Genomic DNA, 22614 nt, shown 5'->3' with positions numbered 1-22614 from the left:
GCAGAGTACTGTTTTCTCTGCTTATTAGCACTCTTTAGTTTTGAGTGCTAACACCTTACGTATATTAAGATAGCACCCTGATTTCTTTTTGTCAACACTCTTTATATATTTTTCATACTTTTTATATTTTATATAAAATGATAGGCATTTCTGTAGAGTTTCGCTTGCGAAACTCGCGCCTGCGGCGCTCGCTCTGCGACATCCACCTTATACGCCGCAGGGCGCATCCCCCGGAGGGCTTTTTATTTCATAGGACGTACGTCCTATGAAATAAAAAGAGCATCCGGCCGGCACTTCTGCCGGCAGAACACTCTCTAATCTGTGACTGGATCAAGAAATTCTACAAAGACAGTGTTGCTAACGTCAATCCCCCGTTCTGTCAGCCTTACTGCATCGGCTGTAACTTCCAGTAATCCCTCGCTTTTCAGTTTTTCCAGTTCTTTCCCATATATGTCGAATATACTTTTTCCGAACGTTTCCAGAACCCCCTGTACGGAAATACCTTCCGTCTTACGCAGGCCGAGAAACATATGTTCTTCAATCTCATCTGAAAGAGATAACTCCTCTATATCTTCTCTTATCTCTTCTTTTTTCTGTACCTTATATATATATGTTTCCAGATCCGCTGTATTGTGATACCTCTGATGCCCGATCAGGGAGGAAGCCCCCAGACCGATTCCGAGATACTGCTTTCTTTCCCAGTACCCCAGATTATGGCGGCATGCAAAACCTTCTTTTGCATAATTAGAGATTTCATATCTCTTGTATCCATATCCGGCTAACAGATCTGCTGTCATTTCATATATCTTTCTTTCTGTATCCTCATCCGGGAGGCCCGGCATATCCGCGGATGCACAATCCCGGGCCGTCCCGGAACCATCTTTACGGCATTCGCCGTAATAATCATAGAAAGGGGTGCCCTCTTCTATGATCAGGCTGTAAGCGGATATATGCTCCGGCCCCAGCCCGGCGATGCTGGTCAGTGTATGGCTCCAGCTTTCCACTGTCTGTCCCGGAACCGCCGAGATCAGGTCAATATTAATATTCTCGAATCCCTGAGCCCTTGCGGTCCTGTATGTCTCCAGAAATTCCTCATATGTGTGGATTCTTCCCAGCAGTTTCAACTCCGCATCATTTACGGACTGGAGTCCGATACTGAGACGATTAATCCCCAAAGACTTCCAGGCCGCAAGCTTTTCTTCCGTTACAGTTCCCGGATTCGCCTCGATTGTAATCTCTGCATCCTGCTCAATCTGAAACGTCTGCTGCAGGGCATGAAAGAGGTCCGCGATCTGGTTTTCCTCCAGTAAGGAAGGGGTCCCCCCGCCGATAAAGATCGTCGTTACCCGGTAATCATCATGATATTTTTTTCTATATCCGCCGATTTCCTTTACCAGTGCATCCATGTACCTTATGCGCTGCACTTCATCCGACGGTGCGGAAAGGAAATCGCAGTATGCACATTTCTGTACACAGAACGGAATATGAAGATAAAGCTCCAGTTCTTTTTCCATCATTATTTATCGTCCAGCTTCAGTACGCTCATGAAGGCTTTCTGCGGAATCTCCACGTTACCTACCTGACGCATACGCTTCTTTCCTTCCTTCTGCTTTTCCAGAAGCTTTTTCTTACGCGAAATATCACCGCCGTAGCACTTCGCAAGTACATCCTTTCGCATCGCTTTCACCGTTTCGCGTGCAATGATCTTACTGCCGACGGCTGCCTGAATCGGAATCTCAAATAGCTGGCGCGGGATCTCCTCTTTCAGTTTCTCACACATCTTCCTTCCCCGCTCATATGCAGTACCGCTGTGTACGATGAAGGAAAGTGCATCCACTTCTTCTTTATTAATAAGGATATCCAGCTTCACAAGTTCTGACTGTACATATCCAAGCATCTCATAATCAAAGGATGCATATCCCCGTGACCTTGATTTCAGTGCATCGAAGAAATCGTAAATGATCTCGTTGAGCGGCAGATGGTAATTCAGTACGGCACGGTTCTCCTCGATATATTCCATACCCTGATACTCCCCGCGGCGCTCCTGACACAGGTCCATGATAGCCCCGATAAATTCGGATGTCACCATGATCTCCGCCTTCACGATCGGCTCCTCCATAAACTCGATCTCTGCCGGGTCCGGAAGATTCGTCGGGTTCGTCAGTTCAATGATATCCCCGTTTGTCTTGTGCACCTTATAGATAACACTCGGCGCCGTCGTGACAAGGTCCAGATTGTACTCCCGCTCCAAACGCTCCTGAATGATCTCGAGGTGGAGCAGTCCTAAGAATCCGCAGCGGAAACCGAATCCGAGTGCTACAGATGTCTCTGCTTCGAACTGAAGCGCCGCATCATTGAGCTGGAGTTTTTCCAGAGCATCACGCAGGTCCGGATATTTTGCCCCGTCAGCAGGGTACATGCCGCAGTATACCATCGGATTTACCTTCTTATATCCGGGCAGCGGTTCCGCACACGGGCGCTGTGCGTTTGTCACTGTATCACCCACACGGGTATCTTTCACGTTTTTCAGGCTGGCCGTAATATAACCAACCATTCCGGCACTCAGCTCCTCGCATGGGATAAACTGGCCGGCGCCGAAATATCCGACTTCCACGACATCCGCCGTAGCCCCTGTCGCCATCATGAGAAGCGGTGTGCCCTTCTTAACGCTCCCCTCCTTGATTCTGCAAAAGACAATGACACCTTTATAGGAATCATACAGAGAATCAAAAATCAGCGCCTGCAGAGGTGCAGAAGGGTCCCCTCCCGGGGCGGGAATCTTTTCTACAATCTGTTCCAGTACGTCATCCACATTCAATCCCGTTTTTGCAGAAATTAAGGGGGCATCATCGGCCTCAATGCCGATCACATCCTCGATCTCTTCCTTTACCCTGCCCGCATCCGCGCTCGGCAGGTCGATTTTATTGATAACCGGCATCACGTCCAGATCATGGTCGAGCGCAAGGTATACATTCGCTAATGTCTGCGCCTCCACTCCCTGTGCCGCGTCCACAACAAGGATCGCACCGTCACATGCGGCAAGGCTTCGGGACACCTCATAGTTAAAATCCACATGCCCGGGGGTGTCAATCAGGTTGAAGATATACTCCTCCCCGTCCTTTGCCTTATACACGGTCCTTACGGCCTGTGCCTTGATTGTAATTCCGCGTTCTCTCTCCAGATCCATATTATCCAGCACCTGTGACTGCATCTCCCTGCTCGTCAAAAGCCCGGTCTTCTCGATGATCCTGTCTGCGAGAGTTGATTTTCCGTGGTCTATATGGGCAATAATACAAAAATTCCGTATTTTACTTTGATCTATTCCTGACACTTTTACATTTCCTCCAATCCTATTACTTAGATACGGATGAATACTTCACAATGAATAATTCAACCGCCATGACATCCGTCAGTCTTCCTGTCTTCACCCGTTCCTCGATGTCCGCACTGTCCTCCATGATCGCCCTTAGTTCACTGGAGCCAAAGTGCTTCGCCTGATCCATGTACTTTCCGGCGGCAAACGGGTGCAGTCCTGCTTTGGAAGCGATTTCTTTCCTTCCGTACCCCTTTTTCAGAAGGTCCCTGACCTGATGGAGAATCCGGTACTGCCTTGTCATCAGATAAAGAATCCGCATCGGCGGCTCCTTCAGGGCCAGAAGTTCATAGTACAGCTCCAACGCATGTTCCTGCTTCTTCTCCGCAACTGCATTGACCATGTCAAAGATGTGGTTGGATATCTGTGTGACACATACTGCATCCACATCCTCCGCCGCAATACTGTCTTTCTCCAGTGTATAACAGAACAGTTTCTCCAGTTCCTTCTGTATGTTCTCCATGTCCGTACCGATCTTATTCAGGAGGTACGTGACTGTAGATTCGGATATCTGCTTGTTTTCCTTGCGTACCTGGCCGAGTATCCACTTTTTCAGCGTCACCTCATCCTGAAACGGCAGTTCCACAATATGCCCTTTCGCCTTCACAGCCTTAAAAAGCTTACTCCGCTTGTCCACTTCATTTTCGATAAAAATGAAATACGTTGTATCCGGCATCTCCTTGATATAATCCGCCAGGTCCGCCCCCGCATTCTTAAAGAAACCGGTGTTCTCGAATACAATCAAACGGCGCTCGGCAAAAAAAGGCAGAGTCTCCGCCAGATCAATGACCTCCCGGACATCTACGCCCTTCCCTTCATAGTAAGCGTAATTCATCGTATCCCCGTCCGGAAGCATCGCCTTCGTAAACCGGTCTTTGTACTGCTTCTTCAGATAATTCTCTTCCCCGTAGAGAAGATATACCTGCTTAAATTGTCCCGTTTTTAAATCTTCATTCAAACTCTTCATAACGTATCTATTATATAGGAAAGTTCTCTATTTTGCAAAATATTTCACTACAGATAATGAAATTCATCGTGTCCTGCATAAAAAAGAATGATTTAGCAGTCTATACCTTTATATCCGTATCAACTCCCCCTCCCACGAAATCATTTTTTCATCCCTCATCCACACCATCTCATCCCGGATGGTGTCCGCAAAGGGGCGTACCCTGTACCCCAGCTCCTTTGCCGCTTTTTCATAGGAGAAGTTATTGTTTCTGGCGAGATTATACACGGCGAATGAAGTCATGCGCCCCGGTTTCCCGGTGATTTTTCCCATCAGGTCGCACAATTTTCCCATCATCCTGCCGATACCGATTGGCAGAATCAATTTCACATTTTTACACCCGCTGATGTCGGAAAGCAGGTCAAACATCTCCCGCATCGTCACGAGTTGGTTCCCCATAATGTATCCTTCTCCCATGCGGCCCTTTTCTGCACAGGAGATGCAGCCCTTTGCAAGGTCACGTACATCTACGGCATTAAAGTACCCTTCGATGCCCGCTGGCATTTTTCCATCCACATAGTCTTTAATAAAGGAACTCACCGGACCGTTTGCAAAATCATTCGGCCCGCAGATTCCGGTCGGAAATACAATGGACGCATCCAACTGATATTGTCTGACAGCATCCAGAACAATCTGCGTCGCTTCTGCCTTTGTCTGCCCGTAAAATCCGATGATTCCTTCCGGTGAGAAATGATCTGTCTCCCGGATGATCTGATTTCCCGGCAATTCCGGTATTGCACTTGTCGAACTGATATAGACCAGCTTTTTTACCTGGTGTTTTCTGCACATCTCTATGACGTTCCTTGTCCCATTTACATTCACATCATATACTTTCTTACTGTATTCATCCACTACCGTCACGATACTGGCACAATGGATGACAATGACTTCCCTGTTTTCAGTCGTAAAAAATCTTTCCAATGATACATTATCCGTGATATCACCAAACATGACCTCCGCCTGATTCGGCACGTGTTTCACCGCGGGGTCGCCTTCCAGTACCAGTGCTCTTACCTCTTCACCTGCTTCGATCAGCTGTTTAGTAATATTGCTTCCTAATAATCCTGCTGCCCCGGTTACTAAATACATTCTGTTTTTCATTTCATTGTTCTCCTTTTATTTTGATTTTTTACTATTCTTAAGGAAACAGCATGACGGAAAAAGTCTTTCCCGCCTGCCGTTCTTTCAACGATGCCATCATAATAAGAGAATGTAAACTGAACGTAAACCGGAAGAAATATTTTTCTGTTTACATTCAGTTTACCTTGTGTCATTAAAGTAGTACCCACAATATAAAAAAACAGGAGGATTATCATGAAAAACATATGTGTTATTACCGGGGGCGGAAGTGGGATGGGTCTGGAAACCGCCCGGATTATGGCCTCTACCCACTATATTATTATCTGTGGAAGGACCGTGCAGAAATTAGAATCTGCTGTAAAAGTATTTAGAGTTGCGCCCTGTCTTCCGATTCGTTATAATACACGTTAAGACAATGCCAAACACAGGAGGTAAAGAATTTGAAAAGAAATAAAAGGCTGGATGATGCCAGTAAACTGCCTAATTATTTTGCAATTATCGCGATCGCCCCCGCCTTTCTGTCTGTTATGGCATACGAGCTGGTCGAATATTTTGTGAACTACAACAATACTGACTATCGTCCCGTGGTTGGGCTTGGCATGATTATCCCTATGGCCCTCCTTATGGAACTGTACACGTTTTTCCTTTCACGCCATCTGAACCGCAAGGTTAACACTCTTGCAAATGCGATCAATCAGGTTGCAGGGGGAAATTATGATGTTACACTTGATGTAAAAAAAGCGGCGCCTATGCCTGATGTGGCTGAGAACTTCAACAAAATGACGGCTGAATTGAAAAGTGTCCATACACTGCGCAATGATTTTATCAATGATTTTTCGCATGAATTCAAGACCCCGATTACCTCGATCAATGGATTCGCCAATCTGCTTCTGGAGACAGAAGTCACAGAAGAGGAGCGCAGACAGTATCTGACCATCATCGCCGAAGAATCTTCACGCCTTTCAAAACTTGCCGAGGAAACGCTGATGATGTCCCGGCTGGACAGCCAGCAGAATATCATCGATCAGGAATGGTATGCCCTTGATGAGCAGATCCGGCAGAACTTAATCCTGCTTTCCAAAGACTGGGGCGCAAAATTAATAGAGATAGATACCGATTTAAACCCTGTCTCTTATCTGGGAAATCCCGCCCTCATGTCACATATCTGGCTGAACCTGATCAGCAATGCCATCAAATTCACCCCCGGACACGGCAGGATTACAGTCAACTTGAAGGAATCCGGCGGAAAGATATATGTCTCTGTCGCAGATAATGGGAAAGGCATGACAAAAGAGGAGACATCCCGTATTTTTAATAAATATTATCAGGCCGATGCTTCGCACGCCACAAAGGGGCTGGGTCTGGGACTCTCCATCGCGCACCGGATTGTGGAATTGTGCGGCGGGGAGATTCAGGTTGCCAGTACGCCGGGGGAAGGGAGTACATTTACTGTAATCCTCCCCACTAATGTGTCACGATAAACATGGCTTTAACGGAAAGGAGCTTACTATGGCTACTGTTTTAATTGTTGAAGATGATAAAAATACACGGCTTCTCACTGCTGCCCGGCTTAAGCCCTATTATACCGTCCTCACTGCCTGCGACGGGGAGGAGGCTCTGGATCTTTTTTATAAACAGCATGTGGATCTTATTGTGGCAGATATAATGATGCCTAACATGGATGGCTATGAGCTTGTACGGACACTGCGCAGTTATCACCAGGATGTCCCGGTAATCATGCTCACGGCCAAAGATGCCTTCGAAGACAAGCGGCTGGGCTTTTCCACTGGCACGGACGATTATATGACAAAGCCTGTGAACCATGAAGAACTCCTCTGGCGTATCGAGGCGCTTCTTCGGCGTGCAAAGATTCATGCAGACAAAAGAATCATAATCGGAGCCGTGACTGCGGATTCCTCGAATTACACAGTGTCGCGTGCTGACACTGCCGATTCCATCGAACTTCCAAGAAAGGAGTTTGACCTCCTGTTCAAACTCCTTTCTTATCCTGATGTGATATTTACGAAAAACCAGCTGCTGGAGGATATCTGGGGCTACGAGACTGACAGTGATGAAAATACAATCAAGACACATATCAGCCGCCTCCGGAATAAATTCGACAGCTGGAAGGAATTTCAGATTGTTACGGTGCGAGGACTCGGATACAAGGTCACTTTGTCTGTTTCAGATAAGTCGTAATTTCCAGTCTGTCCCCGTCTGTTACCAGTGTCACGGCACCCTGTTCCTGTGTCCCGTATATCCGGCCGCCTATCCCCTGAAGTTTCTTTATCGTTTCTTCATGGGGATGCCCGTAACGGTTATGCAGTCCGGACGATATCCATGCAATTTTGGGGGCTGTGAGCCTTAGAAATTCTTCTGAAGTAGAATTCTTTGAACCGTGGTGTGCCACCTTCAGTACAGTGTACTGTTCCAGCGTGCCGCTTTGCTCGAGCAGTTTTTCCCCTTCGCCTTCCACATCTCCAGTAAACAGCATATGGAACGCACCATAGGAAACCTCCAGTATCATGGACGCAGCATTTCCCGGTTCCCCCTGATAATCCTTCAGCGGTCCCTTACAGACCAGCTTAAGCCCCGATTCCCCAAGTGTTTCTCCACTTTCCATGACAACGACACGGGTACCGTTCTGTTCTGCCTTCTGCGCCAGTTTCATGAGTGTCTCATCCTGCACTTCGGCGGGCGGCAGGACGAGGCAGCGGATGGAGATTCCCAAATTCTGATGTTCTAACATTTCCCCGATTCCATTCATGTGGTCTGCATCCCCGTGGGAGATAAAGACATAGTCCAAAGACTGCACCCCCTGCGATTTCAGGAACGGCTCTATCCGGTATTTCCCGACCAAGGATACATCACTGCTGCCCCCGTCTATAAAATAGTTCATCCCGTCCGGCCCCTTCATGTACAGGCCATCCCCCTGTCCCACGTCAACCATCGTAACACGTAGTTCCCCCTTTCTGCCGTAGTTCATCGTACAATTCACATATAATACCAGACACAGACCAAATATAGTAATGCATCCAATCACGGCTTTGCTTCTGCCCTTTCGCTTTATCCCGTGCTTTCTGCCGCGGTTTCTTATAAGATACACAGCTATGCAAAACATCAGCAGAATGAGGTAATAGATGGCCATGCCGCCCTTTCCCGGCTTTCCCGTCACAATCCGGCTCATGGGCAGAGACAGACTGGTCCGGCACGCTTCTTCGTACAGCATGAGTATCCATTTACAGAGCGTAAGGATTCCCCCTCCTGCCTGTGGAAGAACAGTTAAAATGAGTGAGCCGGCTGCCCCTGCACCAAGCACAAGGGACATCAGCGGTATCACAAGGAGATTTAACAGAATAGAATATAGGGGAAATTCAAAATAAAAATAGAGCATGACTGGAAGCAGTACTAAGTTAATAGACAGGCTTGCGCAGATACTTTTCGCAAGAGCATTCTGTTTTGTTTTTTGAAGAAAACAAGATTCAAGACATGGATTCACGGACGTGATCCCGAGTAATGCACCAAAGGATAGCAAAAACCCCGCATCCTTAAGGTAAAGGGGCTGCCATATAACGATTACCGCGGCCGCGAGTGCAAGGCTGGTAGGCATATCGTAATCCCTCCCCGTAATGTCCGCCCCCATTCTGACGATAAACATGACCAACGCCCTGATACTGGAAACCCCGCATCCAATCATGAGTGTGTATGCCAATAGAAAACAAATTCCGATTCCGCCTGACACCGCGAAGTTAAGTCCGATTTTCCTTAGTATTTTATATAACCCGATACCAAGGAATGACATATGAAGTCCCGATATGGCCAAAATATGCCCGATTCCACTTTTTTGATACAAGTCCTTTAATTCGCTGTCCAGTTCACTTTTGTCACCCAGAAGAATTGCACTCATACTGTTTCCGTAATAGTCTCCCAGATGTTCTGTCAGCTTTTTCTTCCATTCCGCCCTTAATACTGCCAGCTTTTCTCTCAGTAAAAAAATATGCTGATTTTGTACTTCCACGGTGTCTGCCCATACAAATGCATGGATTCCCTGTTTCTGGTAATAAAACTTCTGATTAAAATTCCCGGGATTTCTGGCGGCCTCAAAAGCTTCTGCCTGACCCGTTACTTTGATTTTGTTTCCGATTGAAATATGATTTGTTGTTTCGATATAAACAAGAATTTTAGATTCCTGAAAGATTCGTTTTTTCATAAGGACACGATTGTCCTTTAGATATAATATTGTATAATCCGGCTTTTCCTCTCTCCGGCAGACGGTGCCCGTAAGGACAACCCCGCTTTTGTATTCCAGATTTTTTTCAAAAGCGGCGGGCTTCTGATCTGGTGCATGAAAAAGCCCGCCGGTGAAAACTGCCTGAATACAAAGAAAGAGGACAGCCGCAGCGCAAAGCGGCCGTTTTATCATTCTTCCTCCGTTTTCTCCACCCACTCCATATCCCTCTGGAGCGGCTGGGTTAAATCTACGGTATCCATGTAGGATACATTTTTCTCTCCATTAATCGTTATCTGTACTTTACTTGCCGTTGTCCCTTCCACGATGGAATTGACAATAGAATAAATAGTAAGTTCCGGTTTTACGTCTACGCCGCCTGTCAGGAATTCATCGTCGAAATTCACATAACAGATCCCATCCTTAATTGTCACTCCTAACACACTCACATTTGGATTCAATGTAGGCTTTCCAGTGTTTTTCTTAGGCCCCTTCATCAACTTCTCAACGATCAGCTTTTCTTTGGACATATTGCTGCTGTATCTTACATCCAGCTCCTGTTCGACCAGCCTGTCCCCTGCCTCGTTTGCAAAATACAAAGTCAGTGTCCCTGTCTGGTAGGAGCTCAGGGAAGAATCCGTATTCTGGACAAAATCATCTTCATTTAAGAAACCGGCAAGTGTCCCATCCCCGTTATGCAGGTCTTCTCCGTCAATTGTAAACCAAAGGGCACTGATCCCGTCTATCCTCACGATCGACTGCACAATCGCCGCACGCACCAGTTTTTCCTCCAACGGCGGCATTTCCAGATATTTCCCGTTAAAGTCCAGATACAGGACCTGACCCTCCAGTTCGCTTTCCTGTACCTTGACATCTTTCGGGATGGGGGTTGTAATTTCTATATCTTCTGTCGGCTTCTTCAATTCCTTCAGCATGGCCCGTGCCGCCTTAAGCGGATCTTTCTCCGTATTCTCATAGGCTGCCTTGACAAGCCCTGTCCTGTCTGAATTGAGACAGTAAATGTACGGATCACCGGCTTTCACTTCTGTTTTTTTTGAACATGCAGATATGAACATACTAAGAAACAATATACAGATCACCATATAGGCGCCGCTTTTTCTTTTTCCCATCTTTCGCGCCCTCCTTAAGCTACATAGGTCAGAGGTATCCGTACAGTAAATGTCGTCCCCTCCCCCTCATTGCTGTAGATTTTGACAGAACCCCTGTGTATGATAACCGCGTTTCTTGCAATGGCCAGTCCCAGGCCAGTCCCGCCCATTTCCCTTGAATGAGACTTGTCCACCCGGTAAAAACGTTCGAAAATATGAACCTGGTCCTCTTCCGGTATCCCGATTCCGGAATCTGCTACTTTTACATAAAAATACTTATGGTCTGCGTTCAGCGAGACGTGGACCCATCCGCCCTCATGGTTGTACTTGATTGCATTCTCTACAAGATTGGAGAAGGCGAGCGTCAGCTTCACCTCGTCAATCTCAGCCGTTACCGGCCGGAAACTTTCCAGCACCACTTCCACATTCTTCGTCTCTGCGATCGGCTTCAGCCTCTTCAGAATCAGTTCCAGCAATTCATTGATATTTACTGATTTGATATGAAGGTCCTTTGCAGTCTTGTCCATCTTAACAAGAGATAAAAGGTCCGTTATGATGTCATTTTCTCTGTCGATTTCTTTTGCAATATCCCCCATGAATTCCTGATAAAGCTCGATTGGTACATCTTCCTGCGCAAGCAGGGAATCTGCAAGTACTTTCATGGATGTCAGCGGTGTCTTCAACTCGTGTGAGACGTTGGATACAAACTCTTCTCTGGACTGGTCCAGCTGCTTCAGACGTCCCAGCATCTTATTAAATGCCTCTGAAAGCTGTTTCGTCTCCGTAAATGTATTAACATGCAGTACTTCATCGTCATACCCTTCTGACACATCTGCAATGGATTCTGTAATTCTGCGCAGGGGTCTGACAATCCGTCCTGCAATAAAGAGACTTATGCCCAGCATCAGTATAATTACAATCCCGATAATGGCGCTGCCCTTCGTCCTGAGAATTTCCAGGCTGTCCTCGATCGTATCTGTCGATACGCTGGCAAGTATGACTCCCGATATCCGCTCTGAGTCTCCCTCCATGACAGGGGAGGTCACTGCTATGTACCGGTTTTCCTTGTCGTAAAAATTAGTACTGTGCCCTTTCATACAGCGGATGACGTCCTCAGACACGATCGTCTTCCCTTCATCCAGCGAATACGTGTCTTTTACGACCTGCAGATCATTATCTACGATCATCACACGCCCATTATAAATATTCGTTAACTGCGTTAAACTTGCATTGATAACTTCGGAAGACGTATCCGCCAGATAATTATAGCTGTTCAGCTGATTGCTTAGAATTGTACATTGATTCTGTATCTCTGCGGTCCTTAATGATACGGCTCTCGATTCATAGGATTTAATGATCCCGTTGTACGCGGCGAAACACGGTACAATGGATACTACGAGCAGCAGCTCAATGATACAGAACCGCAGACTTTTTAAGAATTTACTGTTAAACCTGAAATGAAAACTACCCCTGGAAATAATAACCAACTCCCCACTTTGTATGTACATATTTCGGCTCGCTCGGATTCAGCTCGATCTTCTCACGCAGCCTCCTGATGTGTACATCCACTGTTCTTGCATCTCCGGGATAATCATAGCCCCAGATCAGATTCAGCAGGTTCTCCCTGCTGTATACCTTATTTGGATTCATTGCCAGCAGCTCCAGTACATCGAATTCTTTCGCTGTCAGATTGATCTCCCGCTCCCCGATAAATACCCTGCGGCTTTCGCAGTCGATCCTCATGGTGCCCTTCACGATTACTGTACTGTTGGCCGGTTCTTCTCTCTTTGCAGTTCTTCTCATGATTGCCTTGATGCGGGCTTTTACCTCCAGAATGTTGAATGGCTTTGTAATATAGTCGTCTGCACCGTATTCCAGTCCCAGAATCTTATCCATATCCTCACTTTTTGCCGTCAGCATTACAACCGGCATATCCGAAAATTCCCTGATCTGCTGGCAGACCTGAAATCCGTCCAGCTTTGGAAGCATTACGTCAAGAAGTACCAGATCGTACTCACAGTTCTTCGCATACTCTAGCGCCTCTTCGCCGTCATAGGCACAATCTACTTCCATGCCGTCCTGCTCAAGGCTGAAACGAATCCCTTTTACAATTAATTTTTCGTCATCTACTACTAAGATTTTCTTCTTGCCCATACTCCTCTTTCCCTTAACTCTTACATTGAGCGTGTTTGATCAATCATATGTACTGCTGTTTCCTGATTATACACTGAATACTCAAACACATTCTAGCCTGTAACTGTAATTTTGTCTTTTATTTTATTAAACACGCCGTCTTTGATTCCCTCAACATTCATCAGGTCCTCAATGGCCTGAAACCCTCCGTTCATTTCCCGGTAAGAAATGATGCTGTCTGCCTTGGCATCACCTATACCGGGCAGGGTCTTTAAGTCCTCTTTTCCAGCCGTATTAATATTTATCTTTCCCTCATCTTTCTGATCCGATCCCGTTACTTCCGGCACTTCGCCGTCTACAATCCCTTTTTCCAGTTCTTCCAGCGTTGGTATATAAATGCGCTCCCCATCCGTTACTGCCCTTGCCTGATTTAGTGATTCAGATGCAGCGTCAGCTCTTGTGCCGCCTGCCCGTGCAATGGCCTCATATACCCTGGCTTTGCCGGATAATTCATATACTCCCGGAGTGTTCACCGCGCCGCAGACATAAACAAAAACTGTGTCTTCATCCTTCTGTTCCTCTGTACCGCCGTTCACAGCCCCTTCTGTTTCTTTTCCCTTCGTCTCTGCCTGACCCTGCCCGGTCTGTTCTAACTCAAGCTCCGTCAGATCATCTGCCTTTTCCTTCGCACACCCCGCCGTCAGGACTGCTGCGGCAGTGAATATACACAGAAATGTACAGATTCGTTTTAATCTCTTGCCCTTCATCTTATCCTCCCGTCTGAACCAGACGTTTAGAAATCCCCCAATGCCGGACATTAATATTGTAACGAATTATAGATTAAATTACAATACATATTTTTACGTTTTTGTTACATCTTTATTACAGCCTGCCCCGTCATTCCCACTGGAATATGGCGATCCCAATCAGTGCAAGTGCAAGTCCCCCGATTTTTCTCCAGTCCAGAGGTGCCTTATCCACTCCGAAAATACCGAGCAGTTCAATGACATATGCCACAATTAACTGTGCGATCACGATCAGAAGCGCGGCCTTCGCCGGTCCGAGTGCAGACATACTTTTGATGACTGTCCAAGTGATCCCCGCGCCGATCACCCCGCCCAGAAGCATATATTTCGGCTCTACTTTTGCAATTGCCGTTATGCTGTCCCGCCCTGTGATAAACCAGGCCACCAGACAGACCGCAAATGCAGACAGCTGCACCCATGCGTTGCCGACCCACATGCCGGTTGTTTTTGTCACCTGTGTGTTAAATACACCCTGCACACTCATCAATGCTCCTGAGAGCAGGGCAATAAAAAAACCAATCATTTTCTCATACCTCCTGCAGTTTTTATTCTGCGTGTCATAAGTAGTATGTCCCAATGAATGGTTTTTATAAGTATTTTTATCTTGAAGTATTTATCTTGTAAGAGCGCGTTTTAGGCGTTCAATCATCTCATCAACATGTTTTTCTTCCATGATTAACGGAGGGAGGAAACGGATTACATTGCCCTGCGCCTGTATCACAAGCAGTCCCTCCGCGATTGTTTTTTGATTGATTTCAGCAACAGGTATATTGAATTCCAGCCCCTGCATCAGTCCTTTTCCTTTTCTTCTGACAACACAGTCCAGTTCATCAACAAGCTCATCCAGCCGCTTCTCCAGATATGGCGCCACCTGCCTTACATGCTCTACAATGTGGTCCCTCTCGAAGATTTCAATGACCTTTTTCACGGCTGTGCAGGCCAGCGGATTTCCTCCGTAGGTCGCCCCGTGGTCTCCCGGTCTTAAAGAATATTCTGCAACATCGTTTGTCATTGCAAAAGCTCCTACCGGGATGCCGTTCCCGATCGCCTTTGCCATCGTAACAATATCCGGTTTTACGCCGAATCCCTGATAGGTGAAATAATCACCGGTACGTCCCATCCCGCACTGAATCTCATCGCAGATCATTAAAATACCGTTTTCATCACACAGTTCCCGGATGCCGTTCATGAATTCCCAAGAAGCCAGATTGATGCCGCCTTCCCCCTGAAGAGCCTCCAGAATAATGGCACACGTCTTATCATTTATAAGTTCCTTTACACTGTCCAGATCATTAAACTTTGCAAAACGTACGCCCGGCACAACCGGCTCGAATGGTTCCCGGTATGAGTCGTGTCCTGTAACCGACACGGCGCCGAAGCTCCTTCCGTGAAATGAATTTTCCATCGCGATAAACTCATATCTTCCCGTCTGCTTTGTATATGCGTATCTTCTCGCCGCCTTCAGCGCGCCTTCATTTGCCTCGCTTCCACTGTTCGTAAAGAACACTCTGTCCATTCCTGAAATCCGGTTCAGCTCTTTGGCCGCCTCTCCGCAGTTCTCATGATAGTAAAGATTGGAGATATGGTAGATCTTGTCAATCTGTTCCTTCAGGGTATCATTCAGCTCTTTGTGATTATATCCGAGCCCGGTCACTGCAAACCCGGCGGCAAAGTCCAGATATTCCCTGCCGTCTGTATCATATACATACATGCCGTCTCCGCGCTCCAGTGCAACCGGAAAACGGTTGTACACATGGATCAGATTCTCTTCTGAGGCCTGAATCTTTTTATTCACCATGATAATACCTGCTTTCTTCTCCATTTAAAATTGCGGTGCCGATCCCTCTGTTTGTGAAGATTTCCAGAAGCAGGCAGTGCGGAATCCGCCCGTCCAGAATATGCACCCTGGAAACCCCGTTCTCTATGGCATCTATACAGTTCTGCAGTTTCGGCAGCATGCCGCCTCCAATATATCCGTCAGCCATCAGTTTCTGGGCTTCATCAACCCTTAGTTCAGAGATTAACGTCTTCGGATCCTCCGGGTCCTTATAGACCCCCTCAATATCCGTCAGAAAAGCAAGCTTCTCCGCTTTCACGGCACGCGCAATCGCACAGGCCGCATCATCTGCATTGATATTGTATGTATTAAAATCATCGTCCATTCCTACCGGGCATACGATCGGGAGGAAATCCTTTTCCAGAAGATCATATAAAATGTCTGCATTGACTTTCTTTACCTCACCGACAAAACCAATGTCCTCTCCGCCTGAAAGCTTCTTATCCACCCTGAGAAGTCCGCCGTCCTTGCCACTGATACCAATAGCACGGACACCCAGTTCCTCCACGTGCTGCACCAGACTCTTATTTACCTTGCCCAGCACCATCTCTGCGACTTCCATCGTATCTGCATCCGTCACACGCAGCCCGTTAATAAACTGCGGCTCCATGCCTACCTTGCCTACCCATTTGCTGATCTCCTTGCCGCCGCCATGCACAATAATTGGCTTAAAGCCAACCAACTTCAGCAAAGTCACATCTTCAATAACCTGCTTTTTCAGGTCCTCATCAACCATAGCACTTCCGCCATATTTCACAACGATAATCTTACGATTAAAACGCTGGATGTACGGAAGCGCTTCAATCAAAACCTGCGCCTTGTCGAGGTATTGCTGCATATTCTCGTTCATAAAACCCTCCTTGCGGACGTAATATTTCTCATGTTTACTACGTCCCAAATTAACTTTTGTGGTGTACCAAAACGTCAAAAGTGGTGTACCAAAATGACTTAACTACGGTAATCTGCATTGATGTCGATGTATCCGTGGGTTAAGTCGCATCCCCATGCAGTTGCTGTTTCTGCACCTTCTTTGATATCGGCAATTGCTGTTACTTCGGACTGAGAGAGTATTTCTGTTGCTTTTTCTTCGCTGTAATCAATTGCAGTACCATTTTCTATGATCTGTATTTTCCCTGCTTTGCTTTCAAAGAACAAGTCTACTTTTTCTGGTTCGAACTGTGCACCAGAATATCCCATTGCACACAAGATTCGCCCCCAGTTTGCATCATGTCCTGCGATCGCGGTTTTCGTGAGATTGGAACAAACAATTGATTTCGCGAGAGTTTTTGCCTGAGTCTTGTCTGATGCACCCACTACTTTCACTTCAAACAATGCTGTCGCACCTTCACCGTCACCTGCTATTTTTTTTGCAAGATATTCGTTTACTATGTGAAGGGCTTCCGCAAATTTTTCATAATCTTTTGTTCCGTATTTGATTTTTTCGTTCTTAGCAAGCCCATTTGCGAGCAGCAGAACTGTATCATTTGTGGATGTATCACCATCTACAGAAATCATATTATAAGTCTCACTGACGTCTTCACTTAATGCACTCTGCAGTGCTTTCTTTGAAATAACCGCATCGGTAGTAATAAAGGAAAGCATCGTACACATATTTGGATGAATCATCCCAGAGCCCTTTGCCATCCCGCCGATTGTTACTGTTTTACCGCCCACTTCAATTGTTACAGCAATTTCTTTTTCTGCTGTATCTGTAGTCATAATCGCTTTCGCAGCCTGCGTTCCGCTTTCAATATCTTTATTTTTGTTAACAGCAAGTTTTGCTATACCATTTTTTAATTTATCAATTGGAAGCTGCATGCCGATCACACCTGTTGAGCCGATCAGGACACCTTCTGCCTCTATGCCAAGTTCTTTTGCTGCGGCTTTTGCAGTTTCTTCGCAATAGCCATAACCCTCTTCACCTGTACAGGCATTGGCAATACCCGAATTTACAACGATTGCCTGTGATTTAATACCGTTTTCCACTACATTTTTGTCCCACTTAACAGGTGCTGCTTTTACAACATTTGTCGTAAATGTTCCTGCTGTCTTGCACGGTTTCTTACTATATATAAGTGCCATATCCGTACGGTCTTTATACTTAATCCCTGCTGCCACCGATGCTGCCTCAAATCCTTTTGCTGCGGTTACTCCGCCTTTAATAATTTTCATACTTTCCATTCCTTTCTTTACCCATTCAATTCGTACGTATTCAATAGTTAAAATAAAAACTTTCAAAAATTATTCGCTTTGATTAAAAGCTGTAATATTTTCCGTATTCAAAACAAAATCATAATAATTCAAATCCAGCCGCTCTGTCCATCCTATCGTATTCCAGAATGCATTTCCCACATCATTTTTTGTAAATGCAATCAGAGAAACCTTGCTGATTTCTTCCTTTTTTAATGCCTCCATAGCCATGACAACCATGCCTTTGCCAATACCGCGTCTTCGATATTCCCGATCCACACACACATGATACATACAACCCCTTCTGCCATCATGTCCGCATAAAATGCTGCCGACAATCTTCCCGTCCTCCTCTGCAACCACACTCGTTGCCGGATTTCTCTTAAGAAAGCGTCTCACTCCCTCTCTGGAATCATCAATACTGCGAATGCCAAAACCCTTGATTGTCATCCACAGGGCATATACACCGTCATAGTCTTCTATTGTCATTACACGAATCATATTTATCCTCTCAATTCCAATCGGGTACACCACAATTTTCATTCCGGTACACCACTTCATTCATTTAGGTACACCACTTAACTCAATTGGGGACGTAGTAAACCTTAAAAAGATTACGTCCCCAATTAAGGGAACATTGGTACTAGTTCCAGTCCTTCTGTTTCTTTAAAGCCAAACATTAGGTTCATGTTCTGCACTGCCTGACCTGCCGCGCCTTTTACGAGGTTGTCGATAGCCCCCATCATGATGATGCGTCCGGTTCTTTCGTCTATTTTGAAGTTTATGTCTACGTAATTGCTGCCTTCGACCCATTTTGTCTCGGGGCAGATATCTTTGTCGAGTACCCGGATAAATTTTTCGTCGGCATAGTATTTATCGTATATGGCCTTTACTTCTTCGTAGGTGACTTCTTTTTTTAGTTTTGCATATTCTGTTGCGAGGATTCCTCTGTTCATTGGGACCAGATGGGGGGTAAAATTCACAAGGATTTTTTCTCCTGCAGCATATCCCAGCTGTTCTTCTATCTCAGGGGTATGCCGGTGTGTTGCCACGCCATATGCCTTTATGTTTTCATTGACTTCACAGTAGAGGTTAGGAAGCTTTGCGCCTCTTCCGGCCCCTGAGGTTCCGGATTTCGCGTCTATGATCAGTGTACTCATATCGATCAGGCCTTCTTTTGCCAGCGGATATGCAGTTAAGATCGAGCAGGTCGTATAGCATCCCGGATTGGCGACCAGCCGCGCTTTTTTTACATCTTCTCTGTTGATTTCACACAAACCGTATACAGCTTCTTCTATAAATTCCGGACTCTTGTGTTCAATCCCATACCACTTTTCATATACAGACACATCTTTGATTCTGAAATCTGCACTCAAATCTATAATCTTAACTTTTGAAAGAATTTCTTCATTTACAAGTGACGCACACAGTCCCTGGGGAGTTGCCGTAAAAATCACGTCTACCTGGCCAGCCAGTTCCTCCATATTATCGTCCATGCACACTGCGTCTACAATTTGAAACATGTTCTGATACACCTGTGCATATTTCTTGTCTATGTAACTTCTGGATCCATACCAGACGATCTCCACTTCTTTATGTGCTGTCAGGATCCTGACAAGTTCGCCGCCTGCATATCCTGTGGACCCGATAATCCCTGCTTTAATCATAAGTACTACTTCCTTTCCTTTTCTAACTTATTATCATATACCACTTTTTGCATGAAGTAAAGAGTTTCCGGACTTCCCCTTGTTGCTGTGCACGCCCTTAGGGTGTAAACGGTAACATGGAAGAAAGACGTGTACAGTCCCCCTCTTCTGCATAATAGTTGTAATCACTCTGCATAAACATAAATAACACTTGCATAATTATACATCCGTATTGTATATTATGCAAGTGTTATTCGAAAAATTTTAATTTTAGTCAAATATTCGTTAAAAATTTTATCTGCGGATCTGGCCGCTGCCAAAAATGATATATTTTGTAGTCGTCAGTGCCTCCAGCCCCATAGGACCCCTTGCGTGCAGTTTTTGGGTGCTGATCCCGATCTCTGCCCCGAAGCCGAACTCAAAACCGTCTGTAAAGCGTGTGGAGGCATTTACATAGACTGCCGCTGCATCAATCTCATCCTGAAATCGCAGTGCATTGGCATAGCTCTCTGTAATAATCGACTCGGAGTGCCCTGTGTTGTAAGTGTTGATGTGTTTAATCGCTGCATCCAGTGATTCTACAACCTTAATTGAGATTACAGCGTCCAGATATTCTGTTCCCCAGTCCTCCTCAGATGCGGGTACAATTTCCCCACTCAGTGCGCAGGCAGTCTCATCCCCGCGGATTTCCACTGAGTGCAGTTTCAGCCTGCTTACAATCATCGGGATCACCTGCGCGGCCGCATGTTCGTGAATCACCAGCGATTCGCAGGCGTTGCATACTCCCATTCTCTGCGTCTTCGCATTCTCGATAATATCCACTGCCATGTTTAAATCAGCACCTTCATCTACATAAATATGGCAGTTTCCGGTTCCGGTCTCGATTACCGGTACTGTGCTGTTCTGGACCACGCTGGCAATCAGGCCCGCTCCACCCCTTGGAATGAGTACATCGATGAATCCGTGCAGTTTCATCATTTCATTGACGGTCTCCCGGCTTGTGTCCTCAACAAGCAAAATCAGATCCTGGGGCAGTTTCGCCTTCCTGAGCCCCTCCTTTACCGCATGGACGATTGCCTTATTCGAATGGATCGCATCGCTCCCGCCTCTTAATATCACGGCATTCCCGGTTTTAAAGCAAAGCCCGAATGCATCAGCCGTGACATTTGGCCTGGACTCATAAATAATTCCCACGACCCCGAGCGGCACTCTTCTTTTCCCGATCCGTAGTCCGTTCGGCCGGTTCTTCATGGAAAGGACTTCCCCAGTCGGATCATCCAGAGCCGCTATCTGCCGCAGCCCTTCTGCCATATCCTGTACGCGGATTTCCGTGAGCCTGAGCCGGTCTACAAGCGAAGCCTTCATCCCACGCGCTTCTGCCTCGCTGACATCCTTTTCATTTTCCTGCAGAATGGCTTCCATCTCCAGAAGCAGTTCTTCTGCAACAGATAACAGTCCCTTATTCTTTTCATTCGTACTCAGCTTCCCTGCCTCTCTGGATGCCGTCTTTGCCCTACTGCCCAATGTTTCCATATAACTGCCCATAACTGCCTCCTGTCATAATCATCGAAAACTCCGTGGTATCCTGTTTCATCGTTACTGCCTGCCCCTTTGCAGACTCCCTGTCAGAAGGAAATCCCGGCTTCACAAAACCTTCTTTTTGCATTTCATTCCGGTATGCTTCATCCTTTGGCCCTTCCTTCTTCTGTTTTTTAGCCTGTCTGCGGTACGTTGCACGTTCCGGAGCAAGTTCATTTTCTAATTCCCTGCCATGCTCTCTGGATAAAAACAGCGTGCCGATCTTCTTTCCTGCCATGATGTCATTGATTGAATAAATATTAGCCCCGTTTGCAATCACCATATCTGCACCCGATGCCGTCGCAATCTTTGCAGCATCAATCTTGGTAGACATCCCGCCCGTGCCTGTGTCATTCGAAGCCCCTTTCGCCATCTGCTCCAGCTTGTCGTCGATCCCGACTACCGTATGGATAAACCTCGCATTCGGATTCTTCTTCGGATCATCCGTATACAGGCCTTCAATGTCAGACATGAGGATCAGCAGGTCCGCATCTACCAGTTTTGCCACATATGCCGCAAGTGTGTCATTATCCCCGAAATTACCATATGACAGTTCATCCACAGATATTGCATCATTTTCGTTCACGATAGGCACGACATTCATCCTGAAGAGCTCGTCAAAGGTCTGTCTTGCATTCTTCCTGCATTCCTCGTTCGTTATGGATTCCTTCGTCAGCAGTACCTGTGCTGTCAGCTGGCTGTATTCGTTAAAAAGCTTTTCGTAGATCATCATAAGCCGCCCCTGGCCGACCGCGGCGCATGCCTGCTTAGCCGCCTCTGTCTCCGGACGGCCGGAAAGCCCCAGTACATTTCTTCCAATACCGACCGCACCGGAGGAAACTACAATGACTTCCCTGCCCTTGTTTCTTAAGTTAATCAGAATCCTCACGAACTTCTCCAGTTTATCCAGATTGATATTTCCTGTCTCGTCATAGGTAACTGTCGTAGTTCCTACTTTTATCACAATTCTTTTTTTATTCCCTAAAATCTCTTTTCTATCCATAATGTTTAACCTTCCTCTTTTTCATTTCACTTATACTGATAAACCGCTGTATGCAAAAAGAGAGCCGGATATGCAGTCCGCCTCTCTTCTAAAGCCTGCCTTTTAAGACCTCCCAGAAACTGTAGGGAGATTCCAAAAAGAAAAAGGATAGAAGCATATAGTCATCCTCCTATCCTTTGTATATGATCCATACAAGCATTCAGCACAACGATATCCTCTTTACTGCCAATATTCATTTTTATACTATGCGCATACCCCAAGGGGACTCGGAACGCACGGCACAAAAACAACACTGTCGCAAAGTGGCAGAGTCTGATTAAACCGGTTCATGATGTCAAGGCTGTTACTTTTTGCTTTCATCACTACAACTCCAATCATTCGTGTGGTCTTCTTGTTTCAAATTCATTTTGTGACAGTTAACTGTCAGACTGTATGCAGATGCATATTCAGCGCATCCTTTTGCATCAGTTGTTTTTATTTTACCCGCATTTCATGATTTGTCAAGCGATTTCCTGCATTTTTTCAGTCATTCAAAACTAGACGTCAGTCTAAATGAACTTCGGTCTATCTGCGTATTTCCGCTGTTTAAGATATATACGGAAAAATCGTTTTTATTTAATACACC

At 46.1% G+C, this 22614-nt stretch carries 20 protein-coding genes and 1 pseudogene; 3 read left to right on the top strand and 18 right to left on the bottom strand.

Annotation, left to right across the window (positions count from 1 at the left end; genetic code table 11):
- Positions 1–314: 314 nt before the first annotated feature.
- The 4 genes from hemW to A8806_RS20845 all read right to left on the bottom strand — a co-directional run bounded on the left by hemW (position 315) and on the right by A8806_RS20845 (position 5480).
- The gene (hemW, locus tag A8806_RS20860; protein WP_109733211.1) at positions 315–1514 is read right to left on the bottom strand and encodes a radical SAM family heme chaperone HemW; all 1200 of its coding nucleotides are present in this window, start codon (positions 1512–1514) and stop codon (positions 315–317) included.
- A 2-nt stretch (positions 1515–1516) separates the two neighbouring features.
- The gene (lepA, locus tag A8806_RS20855; protein ID WP_109733107.1) at positions 1517–3331 is read right to left on the bottom strand and encodes a translation elongation factor 4; all 1815 of its coding nucleotides are present in this window, start codon (positions 3329–3331) and stop codon (positions 1517–1519) included.
- Between the two features lie 22 nt (positions 3332–3353).
- Positions 3354–4340: a DNA polymerase III subunit delta gene (gene holA, locus A8806_RS20850; protein ID WP_109733106.1), complete on the bottom strand. Its 987-nt coding sequence runs from the start codon at positions 4338–4340 to the stop codon at positions 3354–3356.
- A 108-nt stretch (positions 4341–4448) separates the two neighbouring features.
- The gene (locus A8806_RS20845; protein WP_109733105.1) at positions 4449–5480 is read right to left on the bottom strand and encodes an NAD-dependent epimerase/dehydratase family protein; all 1032 of its coding nucleotides are present in this window, start codon (positions 5478–5480) and stop codon (positions 4449–4451) included.
- Positions 5481–5693: 213 nt separating this feature from the next.
- On the opposite strand from A8806_RS20845, the gene A8806_RS20840 reads away from it, so the two are divergent.
- From A8806_RS20840 to A8806_RS20830, 3 genes are read left to right on the top strand one after another with little or no spacing between them, the layout of a single operon-like run.
- A complete protein-coding gene (locus A8806_RS20840) occupies positions 5694–5870 on the top strand; it encodes a hypothetical protein (protein ID WP_181368814.1) in 177 nt (58 codons plus the stop codon).
- 29 nt (positions 5871–5899) lie between these two features.
- A complete protein-coding gene (locus A8806_RS20835; protein ID WP_109733104.1) occupies positions 5900–6940 on the top strand; it encodes a HAMP domain-containing sensor histidine kinase in 1041 nt (346 codons plus the stop codon).
- A 28-nt stretch (positions 6941–6968) separates the two neighbouring features.
- Complete coding sequence (locus A8806_RS20830; RefSeq protein ID WP_109733103.1) at positions 6969–7658, top strand: response regulator transcription factor; 690 nt, start codon at positions 6969–6971, stop codon at positions 7656–7658.
- Here the strand turns inward: A8806_RS20830 and A8806_RS20825 are convergent.
- From A8806_RS20825 to A8806_RS26790, 14 genes and pseudogenes are all read right to left on the bottom strand, one after another.
- Complete coding sequence (locus A8806_RS20825) at positions 7630–9882, bottom strand: DNA internalization-related competence protein ComEC/Rec2 (protein WP_109733102.1); 2253 nt, start codon at positions 9880–9882, stop codon at positions 7630–7632. The two genes, A8806_RS20830 and A8806_RS20825, sit on opposite strands and share 29 nt — an antisense overlap.
- A complete protein-coding gene (locus A8806_RS20820; RefSeq protein WP_109733101.1) occupies positions 9879–10817 on the bottom strand; it encodes a GerMN domain-containing protein in 939 nt (312 codons plus the stop codon). Before A8806_RS20820 ends, A8806_RS20825 begins: the two co-directional genes overlap by 4 nt.
- A 14-nt stretch (positions 10818–10831) precedes the next feature.
- Positions 10832–12304 (bottom strand): sensor histidine kinase, encoded by a 1473-nt coding sequence (locus A8806_RS20815; RefSeq protein WP_109733100.1) that lies wholly within the window; start codon positions 12302–12304, stop codon positions 10832–10834.
- Complete coding sequence (locus tag A8806_RS20810) at positions 12261–12950, bottom strand: response regulator transcription factor (RefSeq protein WP_109733099.1); 690 nt, start codon at positions 12948–12950, stop codon at positions 12261–12263. The genes A8806_RS20815 and A8806_RS20810 overlap by 44 nt, the downstream gene beginning before the upstream one ends.
- 92 nt (positions 12951–13042) lie before the next feature.
- Positions 13043–13696: a helix-hairpin-helix domain-containing protein gene (locus A8806_RS20805; protein ID WP_109733098.1), complete on the bottom strand. Its 654-nt coding sequence runs from the start codon at positions 13694–13696 to the stop codon at positions 13043–13045.
- Between the two features lie 130 nt (positions 13697–13826).
- Entirely contained in the window at positions 13827–14258 is a 432-nt protein-coding gene (locus A8806_RS20800; protein ID WP_109733097.1) for a DMT family transporter, read from the bottom strand.
- Positions 14259–14348: 90 nt separating this feature from the next.
- A complete protein-coding gene (locus A8806_RS20795) occupies positions 14349–15533 on the bottom strand; it encodes an aspartate aminotransferase family protein (protein ID WP_181368813.1) in 1185 nt (394 codons plus the stop codon).
- Positions 15523–16422, bottom strand: coding sequence for an acetylglutamate kinase (argB, locus tag A8806_RS20790; protein WP_109733096.1), 900 nt, complete (start codon positions 16420–16422; stop codon positions 15523–15525). Before argB ends, A8806_RS20795 begins: the two co-directional genes overlap by 11 nt.
- 98 nt (positions 16423–16520) lie before the next feature.
- Positions 16521–17744, bottom strand: a complete 1224-nt coding sequence (gene argJ / locus A8806_RS20785) for a bifunctional glutamate N-acetyltransferase/amino-acid acetyltransferase ArgJ (RefSeq protein WP_109733095.1) — start codon at positions 17742–17744, stop codon at positions 16521–16523.
- Positions 17745–17813: 69 nt separating this feature from the next.
- Entirely contained in the window at positions 17814–18263 is a 450-nt protein-coding gene (locus A8806_RS20780; RefSeq protein WP_109733209.1) for a GNAT family N-acetyltransferase, read from the bottom strand.
- A 125-nt stretch (positions 18264–18388) separates the two neighbouring features.
- Positions 18389–19429, bottom strand: a complete 1041-nt coding sequence (gene argC, locus A8806_RS20775) for an N-acetyl-gamma-glutamyl-phosphate reductase (protein ID WP_109733094.1) — start codon at positions 19427–19429, stop codon at positions 18389–18391.
- Between the two features lie 273 nt (positions 19430–19702).
- The gene (locus A8806_RS20770; RefSeq protein WP_109733093.1) at positions 19703–20953 is read right to left on the bottom strand and encodes a glutamate-5-semialdehyde dehydrogenase; all 1251 of its coding nucleotides are present in this window, start codon (positions 20951–20953) and stop codon (positions 19703–19705) included.
- Positions 20954–21107: 154 nt separating this feature from the next.
- A pseudogene (gene proB / locus A8806_RS20765) lies at positions 21108–21989 on the bottom strand (glutamate 5-kinase); the annotation flags it as partial.
- 243 nt (positions 21990–22232) lie between these two features.
- Positions 22233–22367: a hypothetical protein gene (locus A8806_RS26790; protein ID WP_278321136.1), complete on the bottom strand. Its 135-nt coding sequence runs from the start codon at positions 22365–22367 to the stop codon at positions 22233–22235.
- Positions 22368–22614 lie beyond the last annotated feature (247 nt).

Source organism: Faecalicatena orotica (assembly GCF_003149245.1).
GTDB classification, from domain to species: Bacteria; Bacillota; Clostridia; order Lachnospirales; family Lachnospiraceae; genus Faecalicatena_A; species Faecalicatena_A orotica.
Note: the sequence above shows the minus strand (reverse complement) of the source record. Positions and strands in the feature narration are given on the sequence as shown.